Origin of the sequence: Pontibacter sp. FD36 (genome assembly GCF_015686655.1) — a bacterium.
GTDB lineage: Bacteria > Bacteroidota > Bacteroidia > Cytophagales > Hymenobacteraceae > Pontibacter.
The window spans coordinates 40,868-57,593 of sequence record NZ_JADPMP010000015.1; the positions used below are offsets into that span (position 1 = coordinate 40,868).

The 16,726-nt window shown below is 51.2% G+C and carries 17 protein-coding genes; 2 read left to right on the top strand and 15 right to left on the bottom strand.

What is annotated here, in order from left to right:
• Positions 1 to 16: 16 nt before the first annotated feature.
• The 6 genes from arsM to I0P70_RS19710 form a co-directional block, all read right to left on the bottom strand.
• The gene (gene arsM, locus I0P70_RS19685; RefSeq protein WP_196120855.1) at positions 17 to 988 is read right to left on the bottom strand and encodes an arsenosugar biosynthesis arsenite methyltransferase ArsM; all 972 of its coding nucleotides are present in this window, start codon (positions 986 to 988) and stop codon (positions 17 to 19) included.
• Between the two features lie 74 nt (positions 989 to 1,062).
• Positions 1,063 to 2,184, bottom strand: a complete 1,122-nt coding sequence (locus I0P70_RS19690) for an inorganic phosphate transporter (protein WP_196120856.1) — start codon at positions 2,182 to 2,184, stop codon at positions 1,063 to 1,065.
• A 23-nt stretch (positions 2,185 to 2,207) separates the two neighbouring features.
• Positions 2,208 to 3,263 carry an arsenosugar biosynthesis radical SAM (seleno)protein ArsS gene (arsS, locus tag I0P70_RS19695; protein ID WP_196120913.1) on the bottom strand — a complete coding sequence of 352 codons (1,056 nt, stop codon included), beginning with the start codon at positions 3,261 to 3,263 and terminating at the stop codon, positions 2,208 to 2,210.
• 15 nt (positions 3,264 to 3,278) lie between these two features.
• Positions 3,279 to 3,614, bottom strand: coding sequence for an arsenosugar biosynthesis-associated peroxidase-like protein (locus tag I0P70_RS19700; RefSeq protein ID WP_196120857.1), 336 nt, complete (start codon positions 3,612 to 3,614; stop codon positions 3,279 to 3,281).
• Between the two features lie 295 nt (positions 3,615 to 3,909).
• Positions 3,910 to 4,497: a Crp/Fnr family transcriptional regulator gene (locus tag I0P70_RS19705; protein ID WP_196120858.1), complete on the bottom strand. Its 588-nt coding sequence runs from the start codon at positions 4,495 to 4,497 to the stop codon at positions 3,910 to 3,912.
• A 176-nt stretch (positions 4,498 to 4,673) separates the two neighbouring features.
• Positions 4,674 to 6,392, bottom strand: a complete 1,719-nt coding sequence (locus I0P70_RS19710; RefSeq protein WP_196120859.1) for a glycoside hydrolase family 15 protein — start codon at positions 6,390 to 6,392, stop codon at positions 4,674 to 4,676.
• Positions 6,393 to 6,644: 252 nt separating this feature from the next.
• Between I0P70_RS19710 and I0P70_RS19715 the strand changes: the two genes are divergently transcribed.
• Positions 6,645 to 7,325 carry a Crp/Fnr family transcriptional regulator gene (locus I0P70_RS19715; protein WP_196120860.1) on the top strand — a complete coding sequence of 227 codons (681 nt, stop codon included), beginning with the start codon at positions 6,645 to 6,647 and terminating at the stop codon, positions 7,323 to 7,325.
• A 5-nt stretch (positions 7,326 to 7,330) separates the two neighbouring features.
• Here I0P70_RS19715 and I0P70_RS19720 read toward each other — a convergent pair whose 3' ends face one another.
• The 9 genes from I0P70_RS19720 to I0P70_RS19760 form a co-directional block, all read right to left on the bottom strand.
• On the bottom strand, positions 7,331 to 8,254 hold the full coding sequence (locus I0P70_RS19720; RefSeq protein ID WP_196120861.1) for a hypothetical protein: 924 nt from the start codon (positions 8,252 to 8,254) through the stop codon (positions 7,331 to 7,333).
• A 90-nt stretch (positions 8,255 to 8,344) separates the two neighbouring features.
• The gene (locus I0P70_RS19725) at positions 8,345 to 8,710 is read right to left on the bottom strand and encodes a GTPase (RefSeq protein ID WP_196120862.1); all 366 of its coding nucleotides are present in this window, start codon (positions 8,708 to 8,710) and stop codon (positions 8,345 to 8,347) included.
• 5 nt (positions 8,711 to 8,715) lie between these two features.
• Positions 8,716 to 10,200: a cellulose synthase family protein gene (locus I0P70_RS19730; protein WP_196120863.1), complete on the bottom strand. Its 1,485-nt coding sequence runs from the start codon at positions 10,198 to 10,200 to the stop codon at positions 8,716 to 8,718.
• Positions 10,201 to 11,745 carry a 4Fe-4S binding protein gene (locus I0P70_RS19735; RefSeq protein WP_196120864.1) on the bottom strand — a complete coding sequence of 515 codons (1,545 nt, stop codon included), beginning with the start codon at positions 11,743 to 11,745 and terminating at the stop codon, positions 10,201 to 10,203.
• 9 nt (positions 11,746 to 11,754) lie between these two features.
• The gene (locus tag I0P70_RS19740) at positions 11,755 to 13,143 is read right to left on the bottom strand and encodes an NAD(P)/FAD-dependent oxidoreductase (protein ID WP_196120865.1); all 1,389 of its coding nucleotides are present in this window, start codon (positions 13,141 to 13,143) and stop codon (positions 11,755 to 11,757) included.
• A gap of 6 nt (positions 13,144 to 13,149) precedes the next feature.
• Complete coding sequence (locus I0P70_RS19745) at positions 13,150 to 13,845, bottom strand: TIGR04283 family arsenosugar biosynthesis glycosyltransferase (protein WP_196120866.1); 696 nt, start codon at positions 13,843 to 13,845, stop codon at positions 13,150 to 13,152.
• A gap of 2 nt (positions 13,846 to 13,847) precedes the next feature.
• A complete protein-coding gene (locus I0P70_RS19750; protein WP_196120867.1) occupies positions 13,848 to 14,606 on the bottom strand; it encodes a DUF547 domain-containing protein in 759 nt (252 codons plus the stop codon).
• Between the two features lie 100 nt (positions 14,607 to 14,706).
• Entirely contained in the window at positions 14,707 to 15,330 is a 624-nt protein-coding gene (locus tag I0P70_RS19755) for a TIGR04282 family arsenosugar biosynthesis glycosyltransferase (protein ID WP_196120868.1), read from the bottom strand.
• 51 nt (positions 15,331 to 15,381) lie between these two features.
• On the bottom strand, positions 15,382 to 15,924 hold the full coding sequence (locus I0P70_RS19760; protein WP_196120869.1) for a hypothetical protein: 543 nt from the start codon (positions 15,922 to 15,924) through the stop codon (positions 15,382 to 15,384).
• A gap of 277 nt (positions 15,925 to 16,201) precedes the next feature.
• Between I0P70_RS19760 and I0P70_RS19765 the strand changes: the two genes are divergently transcribed.
• Positions 16,202 to 16,714: a DUF6789 family protein gene (locus I0P70_RS19765; protein WP_196120870.1), complete on the top strand. Its 513-nt coding sequence runs from the start codon at positions 16,202 to 16,204 to the stop codon at positions 16,712 to 16,714.
• Positions 16,715 to 16,726: the final 12 nt, after the last annotated feature.

Below are 16,726 nucleotides of genomic sequence, written 5' to 3' on the forward strand. Positions count from 1 at the left end.
AGTCACATGCTTGTTATCAGCAACAACCACCGCCGTCGTAGTACCAGGTAGAATCGGTGATGTAAATGTCATTTCTGTTCAGGTTGTCTAAGGCCCTGGCTGTCTTATCGCAAACGGCAAGCGGCTGGTTCTGCAGCAGCGTATGGCCCTTACCATCGTCAAAGTATTCTTCTGCTCCAAAGTAGATAGCGTGCTTGCCTGTGAACACACATGGACCGTCGGCCGGCATGGGATCTTTGATGGCGCAGATCTCCACACTTTCTATAAAGACCAGCTTGTCGGTGTCATACTGTTCCGGGGCCAGCACGCGGTAAGGTCTTCTGGCACGCACTTCTACCGTCCCGAATCCTACCCTGGTGATCATATCGATGTACTGCTGCAAAGGCAATGCACCGCTCAGGCACAGGGCACGCAGCCGGTCATCATTCCGCAGGCTTTCGCTCATGAAATCCTCACTAGTAGGATCTGATAACACCAGCCTGCCGTGCGGCTTCAGCACCCGGTACATCTCTGCCAGAGCCAGTTCCAGTTCCTCCTCTTTGAAAATATTGAACAGGCAATTCTGCGCGGCAACGTCTATGCTCTCACTTGCAACAGGAAGCGCTAATGCATCCCCGTTTCGCAATTCAATAAAGTCTTTCTGAAACCAGCTATTTTGCCTTTCGGCTTCATGCAGGTTCTCTTCGCAGACTTCCAGCATCCTTTGCACCGGGTCAACGCCAACCACGGCACCGGGCCTGCGGCAGAAGTAGGAGAACTGCAACAGCTCCATGCCGCCCCCAACGCCCACATACAGCACGGTCGGGTTGTTGCTCAGGTCCCGCGGGTTTACCGTGGAGCCGCAACCATAGTTCATCTCCAGCATTTTAGACGGAACGGTAAGCTCCGGCAATTGCCAAACCGGCGTAGTGGTGCAGCAAAGCCCTTTTTGTGGGGTATTGGCAGCTTCTTCGTACACCAGTTTTGCTGCTTCTAAATAGTTACTCATCTATGTCTATGTGTTTATATTATTTAAACAGGTTGATTTAAAACTCTTCCCTCTGCTAAAAGTTTGGAGCTATACTATGCAAGATTTATCAGCCAGTAAATAACCCCGGCGCAAACTGCCGCCACCGGCAAGGTCAGAAGCCAGGACAGTAAGATGTTAGATACCACTCTGTAGTTCGCCTTACCGGTTATAGTGCCTATCCCAAAAATAGAGCCTACCGAGACATGCGTGGTGGAAACCGGCATACCGTGTATACTTGCTGTAGTCACTAAAAGGCCAGTGATCAAATTGGCTGTAAAGCCTTGCCCGTGATTCATGCTGGTGATCTTTTTGCTCATGGTCAGCGCAACTCTTCGTGCATTCAGCAGGCCGCCCAGCGCAATTGCTACAGCGATAGCACCTATCCCCCATTCCAGCTTAAGCGCCTGCGCCACCAGCAGCAATCCCGCTATCTTTGGTGTGTCGTTCAGGCCGCGGGCAAAACTCACAACGCCGGCACTCAGGAAATGGGCGCTGTCCAGCACCCTTTGCATACCTATACCCAAAAACTGCCCCTGGTACACTTGCTGGCAATGCTGCTGCTTGTCTATTTTCAGGGAAGCGGGCTGTAAAACGGCTATGGTTTGCAAGGTACTTCCGTTTGCAGCCAGAGCGCTAACAGGCACATATTCCTTTCCCACACATACGCAGGTTTCCTTTGTAAAACCCAGCCTGCTGCGTAGCCTGTTAAAGACAAAGTATAACAGAAGGCTTAAGACAGCCGCCATCAGCGGACTCACCAGCAGCGGAACAAGAAACGTACTGCCAAGCTTAGCGAAATTGAAGTCTGTACCTATGGCAACTACGCCAGATCCAAATAAAGCGCCTACCAAACCATGTGTAGTAGAGATAGGCATACCTATCTTTGTAGCGATAAATACAGCTAGTGCAGCACCCAGCGCAACCGAAATAGCGAACTCAGGCCCCTGCAACAAGGTATCGGGCACCAGTCCCTTACCGGAGAAATTCTTTACCAGCACACCTGCCAGAAAGATGGCTGCTACTGATCCCGCGAAAGTCGTAACTGTAGCCCAGGTAATGGCACTTTTATAGTTGGTGGTGCCACTGCCAAACAGCGTGGCTACTCCCTTAAAATTATCATTGGCCCCGTTGCTGTAGGCTAAGAAACAGGCGGCTATAAAAAGAAGTATGAGCATTACTAACTATTACAGAATTACACTTATTTCACGGTCTCCCCGCCACAGCTGGAACCTGCACCTGCCGTGCAGCCGTAGCAGTGTTGGTTGAGTACAATGTGTCGCTTGTCCAGCGCCGCATCATCAAACTCGCGGATGTGGCGGGGCATGCCATCCTCCACTTTCAGTTCCAGCATCTGGTTAAAATCGCAGTCGTAGAGGTAGCCGTCCCAGCCTACGGAAATGGTGTTCCGGCACATCACGCCAGCGGCAGCTACCGGATTAAAAGCGTCTATCAGTTTCTGCATGTAGCTGTCATAGTTGCCGCTTTGTATCAGGTAATCGAGGTAGCGGCTCACAGGAAGGTTAGTGATACAGAAAAGGCTGTTAAAGTCTATATCGTACCCACTCTTAAGCCGACGTTTGAACTCCGCCTCAAGGGACTTCTGACCTCCAGGCAGAAAAGCACCGGATGGGTTGTAGACCAGGTCGAGTTGCAAGCCTGTGCCCTCCTTTCCATAGCCAACCTCATTGAGCATCTGCAACGCTTTTATTGATTTCTCGAACACACCATCGCCGCGCTGTGCATCGGTACGGGATGCCTGGAAGTATGGTAACGAAGAAATAACGTGCACTCCATGCTCCTTAAAAAATTCCGGCAGGTCGTAATACTTTTTATTGGCAAGTATAATGGTGAGGTTGCAACGTACAATTACCTGTCGCCCCAGCTTCGAGAGCTCCTCCACGAACCACCGAAAGTCCGGGTTCATCTCAGGGGCACCGCCTGTCAGGTCTACAGTTCCAATATTCGGCGACTGCTTTATAGCATCCAGGCAAAGCTGCATCGTCTCGCGCGTCATGATCTCTTTCCGATCGGGCCCGGCGTCTACGTGGCAATGCTTGCAGGTCTGGTTACACATTTTGCCAACGTTAATTTGCAAAATAGTAGTCCCTGTGGAGGTTAGTGGGTAAAGTCCGTATTCATCGAGTTTCTCAGCAAAGGCCTGAAACTGGCTCCCGTGCAAGGAGGGTTGTTGCAGCACAGTAAGCTGCATGAGCGGATCTGCCAGTTCGTGCGCTTGTCTTTTTAATGATTTTATCATCCTAAGTATAGGTTACATGGTCAGTTCCTTTATCTTGTTCATCATCTGCACCCCATGCACTAAAGCGGCACCACCTTTTATAGCAGCGGCCACATGCACAGCTTCCATCATCTGGTTCTCGTCCGCGCCCTTCTGCAGGCAGTCGGAGCTGTAAGCGTCGATACAATAGGGACATTGCACGGCGTGGGCAACAGCCAGTGCGATCAGGGCTTTCTCTCTTTCAGTCAGAGCACCTTCCTTGAATACCTCGGCGTAGTAGCTAAAGAACTTGCGGCCCATTTCGGGCTGCAACTCTGTTATCTCCCCGAACTTGGGCAGGTCGGCAGGGCTATAATAAGTCTTCTCCATGTAATCGAATAGGTGTAACAATTGTTCAAGTACGATGCAGCGAGAAGTCTACCGAAGGAGCATCGTTATGCTATACTTTATGTGTAGCACATTCTCACTATAGCTGTACTTTTCTAAAGGTAAGTTACCAGTGCGTAAGGTATTGTCGTCAGGATGACAAATGGGAAGTATGCGTGCAAACCGCCTGCTGAATCAGCTGATGTGCTATAGTCAGAAGCTGCACCGATCCAGGAGCGGACAAAAAAGAGATAGATTTCGGGTTTAGAATAGAGATAAATAGCCTGCTACCCTATTACTACAACAGACTAAAGCACTTAATGTAGATACGGTGCCTGTTGTAGGTCAATATGCCGGCCTTTTCCAACGTGTTCAGTACCGTTGTAACTGTCTGCCTGCTGGTAGCGGTCAGTTTACCGACATCTTCATGCGTCAACTGCATTGGTACTGCTATCTCCTCGGGGTTATTGGCAATAGCATACCCGCTCTCCTGTGCAAGGTCGCGCAGAAAGTCTCTGACCCGCTCCTCTGCTGTTCTGAACATAAGTTGCTCCAGGCGCCGCTGCACTTTCTCCAGGCGCTGGCCTATGGTTTTGGTTATCTGCAGCGTCAGTTGCGGACTTGCCTCCATGAGCCGCAGAAAGTCGCTTGCCTTAAACATGCACACCAATGAATCTTCGGCTGCAACAGCAACTTCATCGCGTGTTGCCTTGTCGGTAATCGCCAGTTCCCCGAAGATCTCCCCCGGCCCCAAAATGGCCAGTATGACTTCCTTGCCGTTGTCTGAGCGCTGGATGATTTTCACTTTGCCCTCTTTCACCAGGTAAAAACTATCCGCAACGTCTTGTTTGCAGTATATTTCCTGATCTTTCAGAGTGGTTTCCATATGAGCCACTTTCCCTAGCTTAGCTCTGTCTTCTTTAGTTAAAATACTGAAAACGCTAAAATTCTCTAAATACCACTGTATCGTATTGGTTGCTGTGCTCATAGGTATAGGTATAGCCATTCAAAAGTAACCAAATTTGAAACTTAACAGGAATGGCTATGACAAAAAACCTTTCTTTATTCCCTTACAAATTCACTTTTATAATCAATGACAGCACCTATCAGTGAGGCATGCACAAAGGCCTGTGGCACATTGCCCAGCCACTCTCCTGTTTCAGGGTCTCCCTCCTCAGGCATAATGCCCACATCATTCATGAATCTGAGAGCCGCCTGCATGATTTCATCGAACTTCTCCTGGTTCTGCCGCATCACCCAGTATTGGGCTACCCAACAGGTACCTGCCAGAAACGCGCCTTCCTTCTGAGAATCATACTCCACCAAGTGGCGACGGTAAAGGTTGTTCTGGCAATAATCACGCTCCAGCTTTTCGATGGTTTTGAGCATCTGCGGTGTATCCGCCTCCGTGAAGCCCCATATGGGAAAAAGCGCAGCGCTCACATCTACAGACTCGCTTCCAGCATATACGGCGTAGGCTCCCTCTGGTGTCTGGCAGTTTTCCTCCACGTAGTGCCGTATCTTTTCAGAAGCGTTTAGCCAGCGTTTTTTCTGCAGCTCGTCCTGGGAGTGCTCGGCTATATACTTCAGACTGATGGAAGCTACTACCTTGCTGGAGGTATAATGATGTAACTCTGTCTCTTCCCAGATGCCGTGGTCAGGCTTGTGCCAGTTCTCTACCAAAAAATCTGCCATCTGCTCCACGGTTTCCCAGTGCTCCCGCGTGTCGTAACGGTTATAAATCACTTTGGCGGCTATGATGACGTTGCTGTTGGCGTCTAGCTGCAATTGGTTATTGGCGCCGTTGCCATAGCGCACAGGCCTGCTGTTCCTATAGCCTATAAAATCCAGTTCCTGTTCAGTGCCTGCTGGTTGTTCGTCGAGGGTGAGCATGGGCACAACAGGTTCCGGTATACGGTGCATGGCCGAACACATAAAGCTTAAAAACTTACGTTCTTCTTCCCCATCGCTTCCGGCTCGGGCTAGTGCGCTCACAATCATGGCGGCATCACGTAGCCACACATAGCGGTAGTCGTAGTTTCGCCCACCGCCGAGTACTTCAGGCAATGAGGTGGTGGCAGCGGCTATGATGCCTCCGTTTCGGGCATAGGTGAGCATACGCAACAGGCGGAGCGAATTTCGCACCTGCTCTTCGTATGGCCCCTTGTAGGTAATATGGCTCGCGACTGCCTGCCAGTTTTTCAGTGTCAACTCCCTGGACTCCTTCAGCTGTTCCTCCGGCTTATCCAGGGCCTTCTCTGCGAGAATGAACCATGCCTCTTCTCCGGCAGCCACTTGGCAAGAGAGAGTATCCTGCCCCACCTCCAGCGGATGTGAAGTATACAAGTGGAAATCATACTCCACTATAGCGTGGCGCTCTCCCTTCTGCTCCAGTACTGGGGACTGACGGGCATAGTTCGGGCGATGGGAAAAGTGTACGGTGTAGGATTCAGGAGCTGCAGAGAGCTTGCGGCAGATACCATAAAAGCTACCCTCCAGCGGCATCCAGTCTTCGAGCAACAGCTTTCCGCTGCTCCCCTGAAAGTGCGTCTGCAGCACGGCACTGTCTTCCAGGTACCCTCGTTTCTCAAACGCCAGCCCCTCCAACCCCATGTGCCAAACACCTCCTTTTTCAGGGTCAAGCAGGCTTGCAAAGAAAGAGGGACTGTCAAAACGCTTCGGACAATACCAGACTATACTCCCCTGCTTATCTAAAAAAGCGCAAGTCCGGCGGTCACCTAGCATGGCTAAGTCCTTTATGTTTATGTTCAAATTTTTCATAGCATTATGAGTTAGGTGGTATAGCTGCTCAAGTTTGGCATAAGGTCTTTTAACAGCTCAGGCTTTAACTATAGATAGTCTGTAGCCTGTTAAAAGTTACCGTTTGGAGCAAACTGGAATGTCGTGGACACGACAAAACTAGAGTTTGTATTCTCCTTAAGTCAGGATAAGTCATTTATACTGCCTTTTGCGTAAAACAAACTAAGCCCTTGAGACAAAAAAAAGTAATTTACGGTCTGAACTAATTGCGATATGGCCCAAACGAAGCTCTGGCACCTGGAAAACTTCAGCATGCTGCACATCCTGTCTAAAAGTGAGATGGAGGCGATGGACAGAATGGCTGTGATGCGTAACATGCCCCGCAACCAGGTGATTTATTTTCCGGAAGACACCTCCGACACCGTTTTCCTGCTCAAGAAAGGAAAGGTAAAGATTTCACGCCTTTCAGAGTCAGGCAAGGAAATGATACTGGCGATACTAGGCCCGGGGGAGATTTTTGGGGAACTTTCCATTACAGGGCAGGTAAAGCGCGAAGAGATTGCAGAGGCCACAGAGGACGCTGTCATCTGCTCGGTTAGCATTTCTGACTTTCAGCGCATGATGGAAATGAATCCCAAGTTCAACCTGCAGGTGACCAAGTTCATAGGCTTCCGCTTAAAGAAAATACAGTCCCGGCTGGAAGGGCTGATATTCAAAACAGCGGAGCAGCGCGTGCGCTACCTCTTGAAAGAACTGGCCGAGGAGCATGGGCGCCAGATAATCAACAATCCGGAAGAACGTGTCGTGAAAATGAGGCTCACTCACGAAGACATTGCCAAGCTCTCAGCTACCAGCCGCCAGACCGTGACCACCGTGCTCAACGATCTGGAAAAGCACGGCCTGATCAGCTATGACCGCAGCCGCATTTTTGTCAGAAAGTACAGTGAACTATAGCAACTTTACAGCTGCAATTCCTGCCTTAAGGGTTCGAACCGGGTGCTGTTCTGTTTCCAGTAATCGCTTATCAATTTGCCCTTTCGGGTTGCACGGCTCACTTCCCGCTCTCCTGCGTCCAATAGCCGGACTTCGTCCCAGCCGGCAATCTCAAACGGGAATGCCGCCGTGTAGAAAATACGCAACTCACGTGGGTAGTCCGTATACTTTACCGTCAGCACGCGCAGCTCTTCAGCAGCAAACCCGGCCATGCCTTCCGGCGCCTGCACTGTAGTTATCAAGGCTTTCTCGGCTTTCAGTTCTTCATGTGTTAGGCGCTGGTCCAGCAGCCCCGGAATCAGCCTGACCTCACCGGTTGGCACTTGGTTTGGATGAAGTCGAAGCAACGTCCACAGGTTATCTTCTGGCATGGCATAGATGGTCATGCGCTGGTCACTCTCTTTCTCGAAGTAGGAAAGCAGCTGCGCGTTATACTTTCCTTCTTGCCTGTTGAGCTGGGTGAAGGTATGACCACACCACTCTTGGGAGCTGGCCGTAATTTTAACGGCTGGAATACTATCGTATACCGGGGTAAACACAGAGAGCATCATGGAGTACGGGTAAATGCCGGTAACGAATTTCTTGGTCATGTTCAGTTTCAGCACCTTCTGTGCATCCTCCTCGTTTACCTGTGGGTTATCCAGCTTCACCTGCTTTTTCCTCGACAAATCCTCTGTCACGAATATCAAAACCGCTTCCCCTTCCCGCTTTTCCCCATAACGGTATTGTTCCAAATCATACGAATTCAGCTCTGCCTCCCCTTGGTACCAGTAATCTCCGAAAACAGCAAAGTCGATGGAGCGGGAGGCGGTACTCGTTGTCGTGTTGGAGCCGTAGGATGTGCAGGCGACCAAAGACAGTGACAGGAATAAATAGAGCAGGTATTTCATGGTGAAGCAGTTTCGTTAAAAGGAAATTTTGCTGTGCCATTGCGGCAGGCGGAACATAGTCAATCAGAATATATTTAATAGATAAACAGCCTAGCAACAGGCACTTTGCAGTGCTTTATCCAGCCTGCTGATCAACTGCTCTAACGACTTGATGGCATTCAGTTCTTCCGCCTCCAATAGCACTTCTATCCTGTCTTCCCCGGTTTGCAGCGCCACCAGCGGATAAGCCTCCCGGACTGGCGCGAATTTCCATTGGTCTTTATAAACGAACTCTACGTCCAGCGGAAGCTGTTTCACATACTCCGCCCACTCTCGCCTGATAGTGAATTTCCCATAGGTTAAGGCGCACAGGCTGCAGGCATATGTATCCGGGGAGATGATTTTATGCGCGAAGTCAGTCACTTTGTTAAAAAAGCCCGCTTCAGCATTATACACAAATTGAAGTTTCTGTTTCATGGGATCTATACTTTACGGTAAGATTGGAAAGAGTAATAAAAAACCAGCAGGTAGCCCAAGGCCAGCATTCCGTGGAAGATCAGCAGACCGTACTCCCGCTGCACCACGCTCCAGACCGCCACACCCAGAAACAGCAGCCCCAATATACCCTCTGCATACGTTGTGTAGGGTATCTTAAGATTGAGGTAGAAGTTATCCTGCCACCTGTGCTGCCTTGCCTCCAGGTTAAACTTGGGTGTCCGGATGAACGGAGACTTTCGGCCGCTCCACCCCTCCCATACCGCTACCGCATTGTGCAAGGCCAGCCCCATCGATACCGATAGGAACAGGGGAAAGTATAGCAGGAAACCAGCAGCCCGCCTTCTTAAAGAGGCATTCGACTGTTCCTCTTGCGCCTGTGTGTTTGCCTGAAAGTAAACTAAGCTGATTACTAGGAAACTCAATAGTGTCAGCGCACCCACATGAAAAACAACAGCAGGCAACAGGTTGTTTACTCTCGCCCATAGCAAGGGTAGGCTGGCTAGCGAAGCCAGCAGCACCGCCACAAACACCGAGCTGTTGAGCAGGTGCGCAAAAGCATGGAGCTTGGTCTGCAGCGAAGCTCCGGAGTGAAGCACCGTGCCCAAATGCTTAACCGCCGACTCGGCTCCGCCCTTGGTCCAGCGGAACTGCTGCGACTTGAGCGCACTCATCACCGGGGGCAGCTCCGCAGGAGACTCCACCTCCGGCAGGTATTTGAACTGCCAGCCTTTTATCTGCGCCCGGTAGCTTAGGTCCAGGTCTTCGGTAAGGGTATCGTCCTGCCAGTTGCCGGCGTCATAAATGGTGCTTTTGCGCCATATGCCGGCAGTACCGTTAAAATTGATGTAAGCGCTCAAGCTGTTGCGGCCTACCTGCTCCACGTAAAAATGAGCGTCCAGGGCAAAAGCCTGCAGCCGCGTGAGCAGGGAGTACGCTTTGTTGAGGTGGGTCCAGCGAGTTTGTACCATGCCTATACCTGTGTTAGCGAAATAAGGCACAGTCCGTTTCAGAAAGTAAGGCTTGGGCGTGAAGTCGGCATCGAAAATAGCGACGTACTCCCCACTAGCTTGTTCAAGCCCATACTTAAGGGCCCCTGCTTTATAGCCACTCCGGTCCGGTCGGCGGATGTGCTGCCGCTGCAGGTGCGGGTACTGTTTTATCTTCTCCTGTATAAGGGTCGTGGTCTCGTCGTCGCTGTCATCCAGCAGCTGCACTTGCAGTTTATCAGCGGGGTAATCCAGCGCAGCAACAGCCTCAATCAAACGCTCCACCACGTACCGCTCATTGTACACGGGCAGCTGCACTGTCACCAACGGCCATACCTCTGGTTCTGGCGGTGCGGCACCATGCCCCCGCTTCAGAAACAGCCGGAAACGGTAAAGCAGGTGTGCCTGCGCCACACTGTACAACAAGATGAACAGCATAGCCAGTGCGTATACCACTAAAGAAAGCAACAACAGTAGGCTCATTTAACTTAGCACATTTATAGATTCATTTCCGGTCAAGATAGGGATGTCGCTGATACGCCCCTGCTCCGGCCCATTCTCCAGCTTCAATACCCCGCGCGGACAAACCGAAGCGCAAACCCCACAACCCACGCAGGAGGCGCGTACAATGTTCTGTCCCCGTTGCGCATACCAGCGCACATCAATGCCCATTTCGCAGTAAGTGGAACAGTTGCCGCAGGATATGCACTGGCCACCATTGGTGGTAATGCGGAAACGTGACTTGAAGCGTTGCACAATGCCTAAGTAGGCGGCCAGCGGACAGCCAAAGCGGCACCAGACGCGGTTGCCCATCAACGGGTAAAAGCCCACTCCTACCACACCGGCAAAGGCTGCCCCGATTAGAAAGCCATACCACTCATGCAGCGTGTTCGTCCACTGCCCCAGCAGCGCGAAACCGGAGAAGTAATTGACGATTGTCACGCCGGTCATCACCACAGCGAAAACCAGTACGCCGTGTACCATCCAGCGCTCTACGAGCCAAGCGTTCAGCGATTTGTCAGAAAGGTGGCGGTAGGGGTCACCGGCCGTCTCGGCCAGCCCGCCGCAGCCGCACACCCAGCTGCAGTACCAGCGCTTGCCGTAGAAGTACGTCAGCAGCGGCACGCCCAAAATGATAAGCAGAATGCCCGACACAAACATAAGCATACCGATGCTGCCACTACTCAACATCCCCTCCACGCGATAGTTGTAGAAAAAGGTATAATCCAGTGGCCAGATGTTCTTGAAATCGTGCCAGGGCTTGTTGAGCAGCACGAGTATCTCCGGGATCAGGAAGGCGAAGCTCAACTGAAAGAACATGACCGAAGAGGTGCGCAGCAGCTGGTATTTATTGCCCCGGTACTTGCGGAACATCCGGACCCCCATCACCAGTATGGCCAAGGTATAGATGGTGCCATAAAGGAACCACTGACTGGCCGGTCCGCCTGACAGTATACGGCTAAGCGGATCTACCAGCAGTGTCCAGTTCACGATGTAGGCCGGAAACCAGTACAGCAGCACGTAGATGCCGATCAGGTATACGCCCAGCGTAATACCGATGATACCCCGCGATTTGTTGGAGGAAAACATCACGCCATTGTGCTTGATGCCCGTCGGTTCATCTCTATACTTAGGAAGGATATTCAGGAGCGCACCAAGTACGCCCAGTCCTACCGTCAGCAGTAATAGCAACAGTTTGTTTTGCGCTACAAGCCCCTCGCTGGCTACTTTGGTGGCGGCAAAGGTATAGTCGTCCCAGATTACCCGGTCCCATTGCTCGCTCTCTTCTTGCCGCTGGTTGTAGTTATCAAGGGAACTTTCAAAATCCATGACAAAGGAAAAGCTACTTCCGTAGTTTTTGTTCAGCATTGGCTGCAGCTCCTGCCGCAGCACTTCATAGTGCTGCTCGCTGGTTACCTCTCGTAGCTTTTGCTCTGTCAACCTGAACTCGCCCATAAAGAGCAGCGCGTTGAAGAACAGCAGCGATACCAAAAACAAGCCTAAGCCAACTTTCTGAATTATGTTCATCTTACTATTTTAAAAGCCGAAATAAGCCCAAAGACTCTTCTGCTTTTTTTCCCTCCGCAACTGCAGGTTCGTCCCGAACTGCTGGTTGAATTTCTGAAGGATTTCCGCATAGTGCCTGTCATAGAACTCCGGGTCGAAATTGGCCTTGTGTAGTTGCTCTAGCACCTCCTCCACCGCCGTGTTGCTGCGCAGCGCCTCGTCAAAAAGCTCGTGCCGCAGGCGCATGCCGAAGATATTCACCCCCAGCAGCTGCCGCGTACTGTTATCAAAGAGCAGGCGCAGGCACTTTTTGCCGGCAGGGTGCTCCCAGTAGAAAGACCCTACCGGCTCCTCCCACTTGCTGGGTACCAGTCCGTAGGTCTGGTACTCAATATCGAGGAACTTGGCTGAGTTGAACCAAGGCCCCGGCTTGTAAGGCACCGGCTCATGCGCCAGATTATGGGCCAGCGTCTCGCCGTGCATGCGGCCCGTATACCATACCTGCTCCACAGGGCGCCGCATCGGGGGGGGCGTGCGGTACTCCACACAGTCACCGATGGCAAACACGTTGGGAATATTGGTGGCAAAATGCTCGTCCACCAAAATCCCCTTGCTTATCTCCAGCCGCGTGTTGCGCACGAGGTCAATGTTCGGGCTAACCCCCACCGTCAGACCCACAAACTGGCAGGGGATTTCCTCCCCGTCCTTGGTCACAACGGCTTTCACGTTACCTGTTCCGTCATCCAATATCCGCTCCAGCTCAGCTCCGAGCCGCAGGTCGATGTGGTGCTCGCGGATGTGCCGGCCCACCAATTGCGCCTCCTCCAGCGGCAGTACATTGTCCCAGAACGCCTGCTCCCGTACCAAGAAAGTGACAGGTATGTCCCGGCTGCGCAGCATTTCGGCCATTTCGATACCGATCAGGCCGCCTCCCACGACCACAGCCCGCTGGCAACCTCTGGTGTTCACTTCCATGCTTTGCAGGTCCTGATAGCTGTAGAGGCCCTGCACGCCTTGTAAGTCCTGTCCCGGCCAGTCAAACAGGTTGGATTTGGAGCCCAGCGCCAGCACCAGAATATCATACTTCAGCGGTTCCCTATTATTAAATGCTAATCTTTTTTGTTCAAAATCTATGCTTGTCACCCAGTCCTGCACCAAGTCAAGCCGGTTCTTTTCCCAGAACCAGTCTTCGTAGGGCTTGGTGTGCTCGTACTTCATGTGGCCCATGTAGATGTACATCAGAGCCGTGCGTGAAAAGAAATGCTGGGTTTCGCCGGAAACAATGGTAATGCGGGAGGAACTGTCGCGCTTGCGGAGGTGGCGGGCACAGGTAACACCCGAGATACCGTTGCCGATAATGACCACGTGGCGTGCCTTGGACCGGATACAGAACTCTCCTATGGGCTTTGCCTCTTTCATAACTACCTACTTAACCTGCTTTAGCAGTGCGTGATAATGGTCCCGGATCACCTGCGGCTGCACCTTCCTTTGGTAGCGCCTGAAAGCAAGGTAGTTGGCCAGGTTTACCCTGAAATAACTGTTATAACTGTATTTTCTGGACGAAGCGTATACATTCTTCGGCAGAATGTGATAGCCGTAAGTAGGCAGCAGGCGGTGCACCAACTCAAAATCCTCCATCACGCAATAGTCCTCATTGTAGCCACCTACTTCCTCAAATATCTTTGTAGGCATGTACAACGACTGATCACCTCCGCCACTAAACATGGTCCTGAACCGTGAAAAGAAGGAATTAATGTTCAGCAGCCAGTTACCGGGCGTGAGTTTTAGCCTGTAGCACCCCACTGGATACCCTGCGTCTATAGCCTGGTTTATATCTTCGACAAGCGTGAGCGGGGGCAGACAGTCTGCATGCAGAAAGTACAGCACGTCCCCGGCTGCCCCCTGCGCTCCGGCGTTCAGCTGCACCGCACGATTGGCCTTGGCCGTCCGCAGCAGCTTTACTTCTGTAGGAATTATGGTTTCCACGCCGTCGGTGCTGCCGCCATCCACCACCACCACCTCCATCAATTGCCTATCGAGCGCCCGGTCCAAATGCTTTAACAGCTCTTGCAGCGCAACGCTGTCATTGTAAACCGGTATAATCACGCTTATCCTGCGCATAGCTATTCGTTCAGGCTCCAGTCGTATTTCATGTAATCTACTTCGGCGTTGGGTCTAAGCTTCGTGCTGCTATACTTGTTGAGAAATTCTATCAGGCTGCCGTTCTTCGTAAAATCGCCTTTGAACCAGTTGAAAATCTGCGACACTTCTGCCCTGTTAGGGCTAATTTTGTTCCGCTTGGGATCATTGATGAATGCACGGGCCATCTCGTCCAGCTGCTTATCCAGCTTGCTCGCCACAAAGGCCTCGTTTCGCAAGGGTGGGCACGAAAACGAGGCGCAGTTGATGGCAAAATGTATTCTCGGTTCGTCAAACTGCTTGCGCAGGATTTTATGTTCGATCTCGTCCAGGCTGGCCTCCTGCCCGCCAATTTTAAAGAACTTCTTGTGCCACACGGTATTCACGCCCGGCACTTTCAGGGTCGGGTGCAGGTCCTGTATGCTTTTGAGCGGGTAATTGTCGATGATCAGTTTCACGGTGTAGGCGTTGTAGGCATTGATCCAATAGGCAAGTTGCTCGGCTTCCGACCACGTTTTCTTATCCGGTGGGTTATTGCTGATCGTGTCGAGGTAGCGCTGCAGTTTTGCCTTGTCCCTTATAAAACCTTTGTAATCCACTTCACCGGTTTTGCGCACATGCTGCCGCAGCAACTCGTCCCATACCTGGTGCGATGGCGGGGTTGTGCCTTCAGCGCCAAGGGAGGAGCCCCCCTGGCAGCTGCTGGCTACAAACACAAACAACGCCATAAGTAGTAGTCTCATATTTTGTAGTAACCTCATACCCTTCAATCAGTTTACCAAAAATGGTTAAACTACCCGAGGTATATTGTCGCGCGTCCGACAGTTGGACAAATTTGCTGCATTATTGCTCTAGGCCCACCGCACGACAAAGCGACGGATAGCTGAGCAGATCCTGTTCCTCGTCCAGATCAGAGAGAGGCGGAAGCGCTGCCCAATCCAGTTTCAGGCGCTCCAGTACCTCAACTGTGGCGGTAATGACCCCTGAAGTGCTCCAAGGAATCCCAGCGAAAAGCTCGGCATGCGACTCTTTCATGCCGATCAGGTAGTACCCTCCGTCCATCGCCGGTCCTACCACCACCTGCTCTGTTTCCAGCCAAAGAATAGCCTGCTCCAGTATCTCTGCCGTAAGTTCGAAGCAGTCTGACCCGATGATAAGTTTCTTGTCATACTTTCTGGCATGCGCCCACTCCAAGGCATACAGCATCCTGTCGCCTAAGTCCTCGCCTTTCTGGATCAGGCACGGGAATTCAGAAATGTATTGCCCATTGGCCGCCTGGCGGCTGTAGCAAAGCACCACGTCCGCATAAGGCTGAAGCTTGCGCAACTGCTGCAGGGTATGCTCGACCAGGTGCCTGTATACGTCCAGTGCCACAGCGTCTCCTACAGTAGCTGCCAGCCGTGTTTTGACATAACCTGCTTCAAAGGGTTTTAAGAACACGAGTATAACGGTATCCGCCTGTTTCATTTGTGAAGTATTTTTACATCGAGAAATAACAGCTGTTCGTGTAACCGTATATCAAACCAAGGTTGCCCTGAAAGAAACAGCATACTGGTGAAGCACCTGCCTGAAGGTGCCGTACTTTCGCGTAGTATCCTGCCGGCTCCTTAAATGAAACGCCTGCCTGCTGGTGAAAAAATTATTAACAGTGATAAAGCAAAGGGCGCAGCGCAAGGGAAGCTTCGCCATAATCTTCCTCCAAAGCGAGCCTCTGTCGGGTTGCACCAGTACGCCCGCCTTCGTATTGTTCTGTAAACTTGCCAGAATAAGCTGATCGAACTGCGGCCCTGGGAAATTGCCGGGTTTTAAAAAGAAAAGTATGTCGCCGGTAGCCTCAAAAGCCCCTGCCTCCAGACAGTCAGCCTTAGTAGTACCTGAGAATAGTAATGTCTTGACTTTAGGCGCATTGCCCAGGTATGGTGGCAGGGCATGGCCACCGTTCGTTCTGATGAAGATGATCTCCTTCACACACGGGGAAGCGGCGCAGCCGTTTACATACCTGCTCAGTTCTTGTATAGCTCCTTCTTTTTCCTCCAACGGGACAATTAAACTGATCTGCATTTGCCTGATTCTTAAAATAAGTGACAGTTCACCACTCTGGTCAGCCCTAATAGGCCTTTTACAAAGAACCCCATACATAACTTCTTGTATTGTCGCACAAATGACAAAAGCCCTCCTTTAATGAGGTTAACTTAGTAACAGGAAAAGCTGCTGATAGGAGGAACTTACCCAAAGCATGGTTTTCACGAACTTCTAAACACAGTATTACACGTATATAAACTGTTGATTTACAATAAACAACGAATCTTAAAAAGGTATAATGTTAGTATAACCAATTTTGAAACCGATCATCATTCAGGTATTAAAGGGTGGGCTTGTTGGGACAGGTCTGATGACCATTGCCCTGCTGCTGACTCCTCTTCTGGGTTTGCCCTACAGGAGTGCGCCCAGTGTGCTGGCTGAAATGATGGGAGTGCCGCTGGTAGTCGGTTGGATCACGCATTTTGTGATGGGGATCTTTTTTGCGCTGGCTTATGCTTTCTTGTTTTTAAAATTCGAGCAAAAACTAAATGACCGCCTCCAAAGGAAGATCTCCAGCAAGTATGTAAAAGGGGTGATCTTTGGTGTGATAATTTTTGCGTGCAGTCAGGTGATCAACCTGATAATGAAAGCCCTGTTTGGCGGCTTGTCAGTCGCAGAAGAAAACAAACTGCTCCTGCTACTTAGCAGCTTGGCAGGCCATATTATATTCGGAATCATCGTGGCCCTCTTTGTAAGAAAGCCTCCCACTACGCTAAAAGCAAAGGACCCGAATTACAAAATAGTGGATAACAGGAGCTTCCACCCGTAGAGACACTTCACG